The organism is Desulfobacter vibrioformis DSM 8776, from assembly GCF_000745975.1.
Lineage (GTDB): Bacteria > Desulfobacterota > Desulfobacteria > Desulfobacterales > Desulfobacteraceae > Desulfobacter > Desulfobacter vibrioformis.
Map to the genome: position 1 here is coordinate 61346 of NZ_JQKJ01000007.1, position 13741 is coordinate 75086.

At 54.0% G+C, this 13741-nt stretch carries 9 protein-coding genes; all 9 read right to left on the minus strand.

Annotated elements, in window-relative coordinates:
- Window positions 1-6: 6 nt before the first annotated feature.
- Window positions 7-1116 (minus strand): S41 family peptidase, encoded by a 1110-nt coding sequence (locus Q366_RS05505; RefSeq protein ID WP_035237104.1) that lies wholly within the window; start codon window positions 1114-1116, stop codon window positions 7-9.
- Between the two features lies 1 nt (window position 1117).
- Entirely contained in the window at window positions 1118-1618 is a 501-nt protein-coding gene (locus Q366_RS05510; RefSeq protein WP_035237106.1) for a hypothetical protein, read from the minus strand.
- Window positions 1619-1731: 113 nt separating this feature from the next.
- A complete protein-coding gene (locus tag Q366_RS20080) occupies window positions 1732-2412 on the minus strand; it encodes a YMGG-like glycine zipper-containing protein (RefSeq protein WP_051957845.1) in 681 nt (226 codons plus the stop codon).
- A 24-nt stretch (window positions 2413-2436) separates the two neighbouring features.
- A complete protein-coding gene (locus Q366_RS05520; protein WP_035237108.1) occupies window positions 2437-4248 on the minus strand; it encodes a prolipoprotein diacylglyceryl transferase in 1812 nt (603 codons plus the stop codon).
- A gap of 74 nt (window positions 4249-4322) precedes the next feature.
- Window positions 4323-5921: a formylglycine-generating enzyme family protein gene (locus tag Q366_RS05525; protein WP_245619878.1), complete on the minus strand. Its 1599-nt coding sequence runs from the start codon at window positions 5919-5921 to the stop codon at window positions 4323-4325.
- A gap of 14 nt (window positions 5922-5935) precedes the next feature.
- Window positions 5936-7732, minus strand: a complete 1797-nt coding sequence (locus tag Q366_RS20085) for an ABC transporter permease (RefSeq protein ID WP_051957846.1) — start codon at window positions 7730-7732, stop codon at window positions 5936-5938.
- Window positions 7729-8466 carry an ABC transporter ATP-binding protein gene (locus tag Q366_RS05540; RefSeq protein ID WP_051957847.1) on the minus strand — a complete coding sequence of 246 codons (738 nt, stop codon included), beginning with the start codon at window positions 8464-8466 and terminating at the stop codon, window positions 7729-7731. The genes Q366_RS20085 and Q366_RS05540 overlap by 4 nt, the downstream gene beginning before the upstream one ends.
- A gap of 3 nt (window positions 8467-8469) precedes the next feature.
- The gene (locus tag Q366_RS05545) at window positions 8470-10626 is read right to left on the minus strand and encodes a VWA domain-containing protein (RefSeq protein ID WP_035237110.1); all 2157 of its coding nucleotides are present in this window, start codon (window positions 10624-10626) and stop codon (window positions 8470-8472) included.
- Window positions 10627-11108: 482 nt separating this feature from the next.
- Window positions 11109-13325, minus strand: coding sequence for an NADP-dependent isocitrate dehydrogenase (locus Q366_RS05550; RefSeq protein ID WP_035237112.1), 2217 nt, complete (start codon window positions 13323-13325; stop codon window positions 11109-11111).
- Window positions 13326-13741 lie beyond the last annotated feature (416 nt).

The following is a 13741-nucleotide window of genomic DNA, read 5'->3' on the forward strand; positions in this document are numbered from 1 at the left end:
ATTCCTTTATTTATTCAACGCGTTCAATTGTTTTTGGGTCAGTTGAGCCCAATACCGGTTCTGGTCAGGGATTCTGACCACGGGCGTGATGCCGGTGTTCTGCCAGCATCGCCCAATGGGATCCTTCAGCCGTCCCCGGCTGATAATAAGGGCGGATCCGTCGGACAATTCCACCACCTTCTGGGTCAATGCCTTGCCAAAGCTTTGGGTGCCGAAATTCAGCCCGGCATGGTTGGTTATGAGTGCGGCAATGAGCACCTCGGCAGCCGAAGCTGTGAATCCGTTTTGCCAGAGTCCGATGGGACGTCCTTTCCAGATACGGTTTCTGGCCTTGTATCCGGTGGTTTCCGAAGCGGTTTCAATGGCCAGGACATTCGCGTTTTCCGGCAGGAACAGTCCTGCGATATCCACAGCCGAAAACAGATCTCCCCCGGGATTGTTGCGAAGATCCAGCACCAGGGTCCGGTTCTGATTTATTTGTTCCAGGGCTGTCTTTATCTCCTCCAGGGTGGCCGGTGAAAAATGGCTGATACGCAGCACCTGAAGGCCGCTGTCATCGGCCCTGAATACGGATTTGTCCTTTAAGGCTGTGCGGATGACGGCCATCTCACGGTGAACCCTGCCCCGGCCGATGGTCAAGGTCACTGGGCTGTTTTCCCTGCCCCTGATCCGGGTGCCTGCCCAGTAGATGGAATGATCTGCCACGGACTCCCCGTCCACGGCAATCAGCTCATCCCCATCCCGGAGCCCGGCCCCGGCAGCCGGGCTTTCCGGCCGGGGAAAACAGTAAAACCTGCCGGAACGTTCCATGATCTCCATGCCCACCCCGTGGAAAGAATACTGCTGGGCCGCTTTCCACTGCCGGTACGCATGGGGCGGCAGATAATGGCCGTAGGGGTCGCTTTCGCGCATATAAGACATCAAGGCATTGGTAACGATATCACCGGTATCCGGGGCAGCCAGGGCATTTTTCTTGATTTTGGCAACGGCCTCAAAAAAGGTGAGCATGGCCTGGTCATTGGTCCAGGACAGGGGGGGGGCCGCCCGGGTCACACCGGCAGGTCCCGCGATCACCACCAGAACCCAGGCAGCCAGCACAAAAAGATGCCTTGCCATGTTACAAAGCACTCAGGGCCTCGGCCTCTTTTAAGAGTTCATCCATTTTCTTCTGCAGGGCCGCAAGCTTTCCCGCTTTGGTTGAAAGGGATTCTCCGGAATTGTTCATCTGGATGGTGGCGCTCTTTATGGATGCGGCTTCATCCTGGAGCCGTTTCAATTTTGCCTTCTGGCTGGTATTGATGGCCCTGGCTTTGGCCAGTTGGTCTTCCAGTTTGCTGGTTTGGGCATACAGGCTGGCCATCCGGGCTTTCAGGTCCTGGTAAGCGACCTGTTTGTGCTGTTTGTCCGCGTCAAGGGCCGCGCCCTCCTGCCGGGCCATGGCATTGGCCTCTTCCGTGTCGGCCAGGGTGGCTTCCCTGTCTGCTATGCGCTGCTGATAGGCTGTGGGGTTGTAGCTGAACAGCCCGCCCTTGCGGGGGTCGGTTTCCGTGGATGCACAGGCCCCAAGGCCCATTAACATAATCAGGCAAAGGCCTGCTGTGGTGATGCGTTTTATCATGATTCCTCCTAATTCGTGTTTGAACGAAACGTCAGTCATCTGCGGCATTGCATCTGCGGCATTGCATCTGGGCAACGTTCCGTCCAAACCCGGGGGGTGCGTTCAAGCACGAATTAAACTGACATGCGGCCGGACAGACTTGCCAGATCCTCACTGTGCTGCTCCAGCTCCTTGATCAGCCCTTCAAGTCTGGCAATTTCAGTGTCCAGGGCCTGGGTCTCATCCTTGGAGTTCTTCTCCGTGACCTGGGCCACGGCCTGTTTCTGGGAATCCAGCTCAAACTTGGCCCGGGCAAGTGTTTTATCCGTGGCCTTGATGGCAGCGTCAATGGTCTTTTTTTCGGCCAGAAGCGTTTTTTTACTTGCCTGTCTGGCCGCATATTTCTTTTCAAGGGCCTGGGTTTCAGCATCCAGCCGGGCGATATCGGTACGCAGCTGGTTATTGTAGGCCAGGGTCTCCTGGTTCACCTGCCGGGCGCTGGCAATGCACTGGTCCAGCCAGTCTTCTTCGCTGGCATATTTGGCTTTCTGGGAGGCCACGTGATCGCCGTAGGCATAGCCTGCGGCACCGCCGGCAGCCGCACCAATGGCTGCCCCGATCAAAGCACCCTTGGAATCGCCACCCAGAAGCGCGCCGGCCAGCCCGCCGATGAGTGCGCCGGCTCCGGCACCCACAGCCGTACCTTCATTTCGGGTTCTTTGGGCATCACTGGAACCTGTTGTGGCGCATCCGGCCATGGACACGCACATGGCAAAAATCAGGATAATAGAAATACAACGTGACGTTCTGTACATAATGAAACTCCTTTACTATGCCCCTTATCTTTCCATGGGAATCACAAGGGGGGTTGAATTATCAAAGCTGATGACAAGCTCAAATCTGTGTCTGCCTGCGGCAATGGTGTTATTGTCCTGCACATAAAGATCCAGACTGGCCGGACTGGCATCCACCGGCCAGTCCAGGGCCCCGGTTTCCGCCTGGTTTAAGGATTTGTTTTTCTTTGCCGCCACCAGCAGCCAGGCCGCATTGCCCGGATCGGTATCCCAGACCGGGGCTTTGGTGGCTGCATTTCTAAGGGCAAGCCCTGTGATGCGAAGGCCTTGGGCACCTTCAATCTTTAGTTTAAGCCAGGTATCCGGGGATCCATCGGCCCGCAGGGTCTCATTGCGGCCGGTAAAATCACTGAATCCCCGCAGTTTTTTTATGGTCAGCGCCCCTTTGGGGGAACCGCCATGGGCAGGGTCTGCCACCGGGGCCTGGGGTTCAGGGCGTTCCGGTTCCACAATAACGGGCGTTTCAGGTGCTTTGGGGGCTGCGGGCTCCTGGACATCCGGTGCTTCATACCGGGTCTGGTCACCTCCGTCCCCGGCAAAGGAAAAACTGCCGCATCCCAGTTCTCCGGTTTCCGGGAGTGTGGATTCAGGCGAAGCCGGAACCGAAGGCGCCGGCGCTGTTTCCCCGCCCATGGTGATGGAGCTGATGATCGCATCCAGGATTGGGGAAAACCGGTCATCTTGGACAGACGCGGCAATGCCCATGGGTCTGCCGTCCGGCAGGTCACCCTCAAACAGAATCAGCCGGGCCTTGATCTTGCCATCCTTGACAAGTCCTCTGTATTCTTTGGCATCCACACCGCCAATCCGGATTTTTTTTTCAGTGACCCCGGTCATGCTTTTTAAAAGTTTTTCTCCGCCCGATTCCCGGATCACGGCAAAGTCAGCCAGATGATCTCCAATGCCAAAACGGCCCGAGTCTTTCCTGACCGTGCTTTCCCAGTTATCCGGTACCCGGACACTGACTGGCCCCAGGGAATATACCTTCCATTCAGGCCCCGGTGCCATGGATGCCGGGCAAATCAGGGGTTCATCATTTTCCCCCACTTCCATGCCGCACACCGGAAGCGCCAGCCAGGCCACCCGCCGCTTTGTCCAGCTCTTTTTGGTCCATTTGTCATTGATTTTGCCGTCATCAAGCAGCTCCTGCTTCACCAGGTACATCAGGCTCAGCTCCATCACCACCGGGGCGGTGAGGCGTATTTTGCCCTTTCGCTCCACCATGGAGGGCACCCAGCTGATCTCAAGACCCTCGTTGTCTTCTTTCAAGCTGATCTTAGCCTTGGTTTCATCAACATGGATATCGCCTTCACTGTCCAGGATCCGCACTGACATGCGCTTTTGGGTCATGGTATATCGGATGTTGCCCGCCTTGCCGCCAAGCCCTGACAGCGGCATGGCGATCTGGTCGGGTTCAGGACATTTAATTTTAAGTGTCACCGGGGTGCCGATGGTCTGGACCCCAAAGACGCGCATAAAAGGTGTCGTAAAATTTTTGGCGGATTCGGAATCATAATTCACGGCCCCATTTATCCCGGAATCTTTGTACTTTTCCCAGAACCAGGATGACACCGGGTCATCCACGGGCAGGGGCCCCTTCAGCCCCTGGGTTTCCAGGGCCACGGGCAGTTTAAGTTCGAATTTTTCAGGCCCCAAATTTTTATTCAGGCTGTATTCAAAAAAAGTGATGGGCCCAAGACTTAAGGCATCCACGGGGGGAGCCTGGTCAACGGCCAGCACCGGACCATGCCACAGCAAAGCGATTCCGGCAATCAGCGGTATAATGACTTTTTTCAAGGAACTCTCCTGTGTTGATAAAAATTGACCTCTGTACAATATCTGCCGCACCCTTCTGCGGCCATCCCCCGGTGTTATATCCCCAGGGTGCTCAATTGTTTTTTCCACTCATCCAGGGTGGTGCGCTTGGTTCTGGACAGCTCCGCCAAGTGGTTTGCCACCAGCTTTGCCGCCCGGATCTGCTCGGCTGCATCGTTTTCCAGTAAAAATTTCAGGTACCGCTCCCGGGCCGTGTGCCGGGATGCCAGGCTTAAGGTGTCCATCTGGCGCAAAGAGGCTGTGTAGTTCTCCATGGCCTGGCTGATGTTGGCCTCGATTTCAGCACACCTTATTTCAAGCTTTTCCACCATGGCGGTGCGGTTTCCGGCTTTTGCCGCGTCAATGAGCTTGTGTACCGTGGGCAGTTTTTGGCTTTCAAGGTGAATGAAGAATCCCCGCTCCGCCGCGATCTTGAACCAGGCATAGGCGGTTTCGGCATCGGCCTTGGCCTGGATGAACTGAATGTCTTCGATTACGCTTCGAAGGCGGTTCAGATCCTGTTTCATATCCTCTTTCATATCCGGGTGGCCGGCTGCTATTTTTTCCAGACGGTCCAGGTACTCCCCGGCCTGGTTTGTGCCGGCTTTGGTTTTCTGAATCGTCGGTGCAGTGCTCACGGCGGCCGGGGTATCGGCCCCGGCCCCTGCCCGGTAGGTGTCCCAGGCATCGGCATAGGATTTTGCGGCATTGCGGTCCACGAACACCACCGCAGCCAGTACAGGCCGAAATCCCATGGTGGCTTTCCGGTTGGGTTTGGGCACTTCACTGCCCCGGGCCATGTAAAAGGGTTCTTCGGTGCGCAGACTTGAGCGCAGAGTTTTCTCCGAGGAGAGGAAATGGCCGCCCCTGGCCACAAATCCGCCGGGACGTCCCTGGTAGTATTCAATCATGTAAAGACCCTGGGTCATCTCGGTCACATTGCCCAGCATGTCATGCAGCCCGATGGGGTTGGGGGCCAGGAGACCTGCGGATTTCAGTTTGCCGTGGCTGGATTTGGGCCCCTCGAACCACTCGTATTTGTTTAACGTATCTGTGTAGGGCACCCGGCGGTCAAATACGTCGGCAGAAACTGCGGCCCCGCCCCGGGCCGCAAACTCCCACTCCGCTTCCGTGGGCAGGCGCAAAAATCCCGGGCTTGATCCGGATCTGGGCAGCTTGTCCAGGGCATTGGCAAAAAGCCATTGATTCAGCTTATTTAAAAAATCCTGGGCCTCAAACCAGGAGATGCCGGTCACAGGCTTTGCTCCGGCGTTGGGGTCCGGTGCGGGCAATGCCATAACCGCGGCCCACTGGGCCTGGGTGACCTCGTATTTGCCAAGGTAAAAGAGCCAGTCCCTGCCCGATTTAGTGTCACCGGTAAATGAGCCGCCCAGACTCACCTCGGTGGGATGCTCCTTGAACCCGCCGTCCGGATCCCCCATGCGAAAGCTTTTCTGGGCAAAAGGGGTATCCCCCTGCCCCATGAATACGGGCCTGAAGGCCATGTTTCGCTGCCCTGGCAATGGCAGGATAAAATCGCCGTGCAAAGGACTGGGGTTGTCATTGACCCCCAGAGCGGCGGTTGTACACACCATTGTGAAAACTATTGTGGAAACTATGGGAAAAATCAAAAATTTAAGCAGGTGTCTGTGCATTATTCCTTCTGTCCTTATTCATCTCTCAAGGCCTCGGCCGGGTCAATGGAGACCACCCGGAAGGCTGCCAGTGCCGCGGCGATTTGTCCCAGGATCACCACACCCCAGGCTGCAGCGGCCAGGTGGATGGAATAAAGGCGGCAGAAATGTTCCCCTGCCGAAAGCTGGGAGGAAAAAAGATGGTTGATGAGTCCGGCCATGACCAGGTAAAAGCCCAGTGCCAGGGCAAATCCCCCGCAGGAGAGAAACAGGGCCTGGTAAAGGGGGAAGCTTAACAGGCTGCCCCGGCCAAAGCCGATGAGCCCGAGCACCCCTAAATCCTTTCGTTTGCGCTCCACCGAGGCATAAAGGCTTGCGGCCAGGGCGCCGGCACCGCCCAGGATCCCGCCCAGGGCAATGAGCCAGAAAATCATGGAAAGATGTCTGTCCAGCTCCTTGAGATCCCGGATACGTTCGGCCTCTGTATGCACCGGAATACCCATCCCCTCCAGTTCCAGTTTCAGGTCCGGGACATGGTCCATGGTCCTTGCGTACATCCTGAATGCGGCATATCCCCGGCGGTGAAGAATGAACTGGTCTTTGTGGTCATCCCAGCGGATTTCCCGTTTCCGGGCCAGATTCAGGATACCAGCCAGATCCGGGGGAACCAGGGCCCAGGCACCTTGTGAAAACTGGTCTGTCCGGACCTGAACCGGAAATTCAAGGCCTTTTCCAGGCAGGCTCAGGACCGGCTGTCCGGACAGGTTCAAACCCTTTGGCAATATGATCTGCCTTGGATTCTTCCCCCCTGGACCCGAATCATTCCAGGCAAATTCCGGTGCCGGCGGGCTTGGAAAGGCCAGAATGGATATGTTCTGACTGGTCTCAAGTCTGGCATCAATGGGTGATACCCAGGGCAGGATCAAGGGGTTTTTCCCCCGGAGCCGGTTGGCCATGGTTGTCAAAACCGAACCGGGCACGGCTGTTTTTGTGCTGAGCAGATAAATATAGGGCCTGAGGGTTAGGGGATAGCCCAGGCTTTCCATACGGCTGCCTTCCGGCAGTGCCGTGACATGGCTCAAGCCCGTGCCCGAAATCAGGCGGACCTTGAGCACCGGGTCCATGGGCTGGTCAAGGCCGAGCACCACGCCGTCAAAAACAGGCCCGGCCACGGGAAGCCGGCCGTTCCAGCCCAGTTCCGGCACGGCCTGCCCGTCCTTGAACGCCTCCACCGCTTCCAAAAGGGGCAGGGGAAAAAAGGCTGCCACCCGGGCCGTGGCCCGGGGATCTGCAATGCCGGACACGGTGACCGTGGTGGCGCCGCTTTCAAAACCGCTGCCTTTCAGGCGTTTCACCAGAAGCGATAGGGTCTGGCCGGTTTGCACGTCCAGTTTGCGCGCCGCCTCCCAGGAGAGGACGCACTCTTTTTTTTCAGGCGGCCTGGCATGGTTTTCCAGCAGCAATGGGTCGCCTGGCGCCGAAGGCAGGGCCTCCAGCACCAGTTTATTTCCCTTTGAAATCAGCTCGACACTGGCGGAGATACTGCGGGTGGCCGGTACCAAAAAGTCAACTTTGGGGTTATTCTTTAACTGATCCAGCCATTGGGGGGTAAAGGAGCGGGAGACCATGGGGCGAATTTCACGGTTGCGGGGATCTTCAAGCAGCCTTCCCCGCAGGGTTTCCATGGTACCGTTTTTTAAGCCGAACAGCAGAAGCAAGGGCCCGATCACGGCCGCAACAGCCAGAAACAGGCAAAGGCTTAATACCCATTCATGCTTTAAATCTGCCCAGGCAAGACTTGGGACAAGGCCTGCGCCGCCGCCATGGGTCATAACGCCTCCACTTCGTGCAGGGTGGAGAGGGTCACCCCGTGGGCCGCACGTTCCAGGCGGAAGCTGAAAATCCGGTCCACCCGGCCTCTGAGCAAGGAGCGGTCGTGGGTGACCATGATGGTGGTGGTGCCCAGGGTTTTACCCAAACACTGAAACTGGTCCCGGATCTCCATGGCCGTGAGTTCATCAACGGCCGCCGTGGGTTCATCGGCCAGCACCAGACCGGGGCAATGGACCAGGGCCCTGGCAATGGCGGCCCGCTGGCGCTGTCCGCCCGAAAGAAACGCCGGGCGTTTGTCCAGCTGTTCGGCAATGCCCAGATTTGCGGCCAGTTCCCGGATCCGGCGGTTATCCTTTAAGCGGTTCAGTGCCAGGGGAAGGGCAATGTTCTGGCGCACCGTTAAAAAAGGAAGAAGTCCGCCGGTCTGGAGTACATATCCAATGTTCTGGCTGCGCACGGCAGCCCTGGCTGAGGTCCCCAGACAGGTGAGATCAAGGCAACGCCCATGATCCTGCAGCGTAAAGATATCAGCCCTGTCCGGTTGCATCACCAGCCCGAGAATGTCCAAAAGGGTGGATTTGCCACAGCCCGACGGACCCACCACAGCGGTGAATTCTCCCGGGGCCAGACACATGTCAGGCACCCGGAGTTCAAAGCGGATTCCGGCATGGGACCGGGCATGTACAAGGCCTTGGAGGCACAGCGCGGTTCCTGCCCTGGACAGGGGTTTCATGGATTAAGGCAAAAGTTCCAGGCTGACCGGGTAAACATGTTCATCCGGGTCATCCGCGGGATTTAAGGCAACCCATCCCTGGGGACGGTCATGGATGGAGCGGTAGGCCTGGATTTTGGCATCCAGTTCATTCAAGAACTCATCCTGCTCGTCCACAGACCAGCTCATCCACAGATCATTATTCATGCTCATCAGGCGGCTCTGATAGGGCAGCCCGGATAAAAATTCGGGAACCAGGCCTGTATCCGCCATGGTTTTAGCATTTTTGATGAGGTTTGGATCACGGGATGCGGCAGCCGAGGTCGCCTGCAGGGCCGTGAAAAAGTCTTCACCGCCGATCTGTCCCCGTCTGCCTGCAGCCATGATTTCTTTGAGGATGGTATTCAAGGCGTCCAGCTGCCGTTTGTTAATGAGCAGACGCACCTCCATGGATTGAATTTCCGGGGTGAGCAGATCCTTGTCCGTGGCCCAGGCAACGATATCCCGGGGCGCTTTGGCCCCGGTCTGCTTACCCACCCATTCCACCATGGCCGCTTTAACCATCCGGAAGGCAAGGTCTTTGGCACTGACACCGGTTTCGCTGTTCTGCCTGCCAACGATACCTGTCATTTCATGTTCAATGGGCCCGGGAGCATCCTGATTAACTGCAACTTTTGAGGTGTCCGGAGAATCAGCAAGTGCCCGGGAGAGCTGTGCTTCTTCGGACAATCCGGCAGCTTCGGGGGTATCCGCACCAATGCTCTGGGCCGCATTTCCCTGCTTTACCGCACTGAGCATGCGGGTCAACGCTGAAGTGATATCCCGGGCCACTTGGGAGAATCCGGTCAGATTTTCGGAAGAGACAGCGTAGTAGGCGCTTTGACCCTGCATCCCCGGGTTGCCGGAAAGTTCCCGGAACTGAATTTCAGCGGGTTCGTGATATTTTTTAGCCCGGGGCGCTTTGACATGCATGGCGAACAGATAGACGCCGGCATCGTCGCAGATGGCCCGCAAGGTCTGGACAGACTGGCCTGAGGCATTGTACTTGTGACCGGTTTCATGGCCGGGCGCATCGCCCAACAGCACCATGATACGGATAGCGCCGGTGGTCCAGGCGGTTTTACCGACGGCATCGCTGATCCCGGAAAAAACATCTTCAGCGTAGTCATCACTGTCTGTCTGGGTGACATCCACCTGGGAAAGGGCATTGACAAACTGGCCGGCATGGAGCAGTTCCGGGGTGTAGTTATACGTGGTGTATCCGATATCCGGGATCAGGTCCGCGGAATCGCGATACCCCCAGACGCCAAAGCGAAGGCTTTTGGAAACCTCCGGGTCTGTATTTAACTGTTGGGCCACCTGGCGGATCACATCCAGGGTGGCCTGGATATATCGTTTCATCGACACGGTGGTGTCTGTGACAAAGACAATGTCCACATCCATCTGCTTTAACACGTGGGCATCCACGCCCGAGGCATCAATGGTTGCCTCATCCAGATAATCCGGATTCTTGGAAAGATCTGTGGACTGTCTGGCATCCGGGCCCTGGGCTGTGGCTGCCGCCAGCTGGAGCAGGCGTCCTTCCCGGCCCTGGAGTTCAATTTCGTCAAAGGCAAGGATGGGCAGAAGGTAAAACTGGGTGGCAATATCAACAGCCTGCTTGGGCTCCACCGAACGGATGGGAAAATTCTCAGGGATCTGTTTTGCATCCAGGGCCTGGTAAAAACCGTTCACTTCATTGAGGCGGGTGATTTCGTCTGTGTTGAGAATATTCTGCAGTGCCGCGCGGTTTGAAAACATGAGGACCGGCTTGCGGCCCTCCGGGTGGGTATAGGCCAGGCACATGGTCTGTTTCCATTCAAAGACATCTTTTGCCTGCATCCACCCTATAATCCGGCCGCGATTATTTTCCCCGATTTCGTACCATCCGTCCTGGAGTTCTATATCTTCGGGCGATGGCCGGGTGTACACGTAAAATGGCTGGAATGCCGGCAGGTTTTCCCTGACAGTGCCGCTGTTTATATCTTTGGCATTATAGATGTGGGAAAATGGACGGGTTAGCACCCGCAAAGGCAGGATGGCCTTGCCTTCAATGGTAACCGGCTTTCTTTGCGTTTCGTTGGCAAACGCCGGTATGGCGATACAGACCATAACAAACAGCCAAAGGGATCGTTTTAGCATGGTGTAATTCTCCTTGCCTCCGCACGAAGCACTCTATATGAAACTAGAGACAAGATACAGGAAACAAAAGGGTGAAGCGCCTGGGGCGCCCATGTTGGCCCTGCATTGTTTCTGTCTTTGGTTTCATGGTTCGTTGTGGGCTTGCGGCCCATGTGGGTTATCTGAAAAAGTTTAACCACGGAAATCACTGAAGACACTGAAGATAGAATTCTGTGATTAAAATGTTTTCATCGTTTGTTGTGTCCGTCAGGTCATGGCCGTTATGCAAAAAGTGAAAAAATTAATATTAATTGTTAATCGTGGGATAGAATCTATTTAACCAAGAGCAGATCTCTTGTCAAGGTGTGTGAAACGCTTTTTATCTGCGCCGGTTCCTTAAGTTTTCATGCCTTTGAAAGGCTATGAATAAAAAAGCCCAACCACCAAAATGTTTCTCAGTGATTGGGCTTAAGAACGTCAGTTGATGGACTTAAGTGCTATACTTAAGCGTTATCAACGATTTGGTTCAGTGTTGCGCTAGGTCTCATTGCAGCAGTTGTCTTATCGAAATCAATTACGTAGTAACCACCGATATCAACAGGTTTTCCCTGTGCAGCCAGAAGTTCATCAGCAATTTTCTGCTCGTTTTCTTCCATGGCGGCAGCTACTTTTGCAAATCTTGCTTTCAAGGCGGCATCATCATCCTGTGCGGCAAGGGCCTGTGCCCAGTACATTGCCAGATAGAAATGGCTGCCTCTGTTGTCAATTTCATTTACTTTACGAGAGGGGGATTTTCTTTCTTCCAGGAACTTGGTATTGGCTTGGCCCAGAGCCTTAGCATATACTTTAGCTGTAGCGTTGCCTTTATTTCCAATATATTCCAGGGATTCGGCAAATGCCAGGAATTCACCTAAAGAATCCCATCTTAAATGACCTTCTTCCAGAAACTGTTGAACGTGTTTCGGGGCAGATCCGCCGGCGCCGGTTTCAAAAAGTCCGCCACCTGCCATCAAAGGAACGATGGAGAGCATTTTAGCACTGGTGCCAAGCTCAAGAATGGGGAACAAGTCTGTCAGATAATCCCTTAAAACATTACCGGTAGCACCAATGGTATCCTGGGATTTTCTTACACGGGCACAAGAGAAGGCGCATGCTTCAGTGGGCGCCATAATCTCAATTTCCAAACCGGATGTGTCATGATTCGGCAGGTATTTTTCAACTTTTTTAATCAGTTCTCTATCGTGGGCTCTTTGGTTATCCAGCCAGAAAATAACCGGGAAACCGGTCAGCCGGCCACGATTAACGGCCAGTTTAACCCAATCCTGAACCGGGGCGTCTTTTACCTGGCACATTCTGAAAACATCGCCTTGCTCAACAGCCTGCTCAAGCAGAACGTTGCCGGCAGTATCCACAACTTTAACGGTTCCGGCAGTGGGGATTTCAAATGTTTTGTCATGTGATCCGTATTCTTCGGCCTTCTTTGCCATCAAACCAACATTTTGTACGGTACCCATGGTTCTCGGATCGAAAGCGCCGTTTTTCTTGCAGTCATCAATGGCTGCCTGGAAAACACCGGCATAGGCTCTGTCAGGAATCATGGCGATGGTATCGGCAAGCTCTCCGTCCGGTCCCCACATTTTTCCGGAATTGCGGATCATTGCGGGCATGGACGCGTCGATGATCACGTCACTTGAAACATGCAGGTTGGTAATGCCTTTATCGGAATTCACCATTGCCAGAGGCGGTCTTTTTGCATAGCAGGCCTGGATATCTGCTTCAATTTCAGCTTTCTTGTCTGCGGGTAATGCCTCAAGTCTGGCGTAAAGATCGCCAAGACCCATGTTCGGATTCACACCAATTTCTTTAAACGTGCCTTCATGCTTGTCAAAAACGTCCTGGAAATAAACATAAACAATGTGGCCGAAAAAGATCGGATCGGAAACCTTCATCATTGTGGCTTTAAGATGGGCTGACAGAAGAACACCCCGGTCTTTAGCTTCCTGAATTGATTTAGCAACATATGCACGCAACGCTTTTTTGCTCATCACGCATGCATCAATAACTTCAGCAGCTTCCAGTGCAAGCTTTTCTTTGAGAACAGTTTTTGATCCGTCTGCACCAACCAGTTCGATCTTGACGTCACATGCGTTTTCAACAGTTATTGCGACCTCAGTTCCGTAATAGTCACCTTCGGTCATTGAAGCAACATCAGTTTTGGAGTCAGCAGACCATTCACCCATGGTGTGGGGATTTTTCTTGGCAAACTCTTTAACCGCAACAGCGGCTCTGCGATCGGAGTTTCCTTCCCTTAAAACAGGGTTAACGGCAGATCCCAGATTCTTTGAATATTGCGCTTTGATGGCCGCTTCTTCGTCATTTTTAGGCTCATCAGGAAAATCGGGAACATCATATCCTGCGGCCTGTAATTCTTTGATGGCGCCTTTCAATTGGGGAACAGAAGCACTGATATTGGGAAGTTTGATAATATTTCCGGCCGGGTCCATGGCAAGCTTGCCTAAAAATGCCAGATCATCGGACTGCTTTTGATCATCTTTCAAACGGTCAGACCAGTTGGCTGCAACCCGGCCTGCAAGAGAGATATCTCTCAGTTCGACTTCAATTCCTGATCCTTTAAGGTAAGATTTAATAATCGGAAGCAAAGAATGAGTTGCTAATAAAGGGGCTTCATCAGTTCTTGTCCATCTAATTGTTTCAGTCATGTTTATTCCTCTGTTGAAGTTTAGGTTTAAGACATCTAACACTATTATGTTAAGATCAAAGACCTGTCAGGTAATTGCTTACCGGAATTGAATTTAAGGTCTTCCATCTTGCAAACACAAACGGCGAATTCACTGACCATGCGCAGTTCACCCTTAACATACAAAAAATACTAAGGTTCCAACGGCCTGAATCAATTTGTTCTTAATAAAGAACAAACAGAAACTTTAATAACATTCAACAAGGTGCAAATCAAGACTGTTGTAGAAATTACTTCAAAATTTTGTATACAGCGAAAATTTAGCATGTTAAGGCACAATGGCGTCCGATCCGTGTTGATTTACAACCGGTCTTTAGTTTATTGTTCTTGGGTGACAGGTGGAACAGCCATATATATAATGTAAGAGCTCAAGAAGGA

Bases quoted from the DNA above. Each gene is read 5' to 3' on its own strand.
- Q366_RS05545 (WP_035237110.1), bottom strand. From the start codon at position 10,626: ATGCTAAAACGATCCCTTTGGCTGTTTGTTATGGTCTGTATCGCCATA.
- Q366_RS20085 (WP_051957846.1), bottom strand. From the start codon at position 7,732: ATGACCCATGGCGGCGGCGCAGGCCTTGTCCCAAGTCTTGCCTGGGCA.
- Q366_RS20080 (WP_051957845.1), bottom strand. From the start codon at position 2,412: ATGTACAGAACGTCACGTTGTATTTCTATTATCCTGATTTTTGCCATG.
- Q366_RS05525 (WP_245619878.1), bottom strand. From the start codon at position 5,921: ATGCACAGACACCTGCTTAAATTTTTGATTTTTCCCATAGTTTCCACA.
- Q366_RS05540 (WP_051957847.1), bottom strand. From the start codon at position 8,466: ATGAAACCCCTGTCCAGGGCAGGAACCGCGCTGTGCCTCCAAGGCCTT.
- Q366_RS05550 (WP_035237112.1), bottom strand. From the start codon at position 13,325: ATGACTGAAACAATTAGATGGACAAGAACTGATGAAGCCCCTTTATTA.
- Q366_RS05510 (WP_035237106.1), bottom strand. From the start codon at position 1,618: ATGATAAAACGCATCACCACAGCAGGCCTTTGCCTGATTATGTTAATG.
- Q366_RS05505 (WP_035237104.1), bottom strand. From the start codon at position 1,116: ATGGCAAGGCATCTTTTTGTGCTGGCTGCCTGGGTTCTGGTGGTGATC.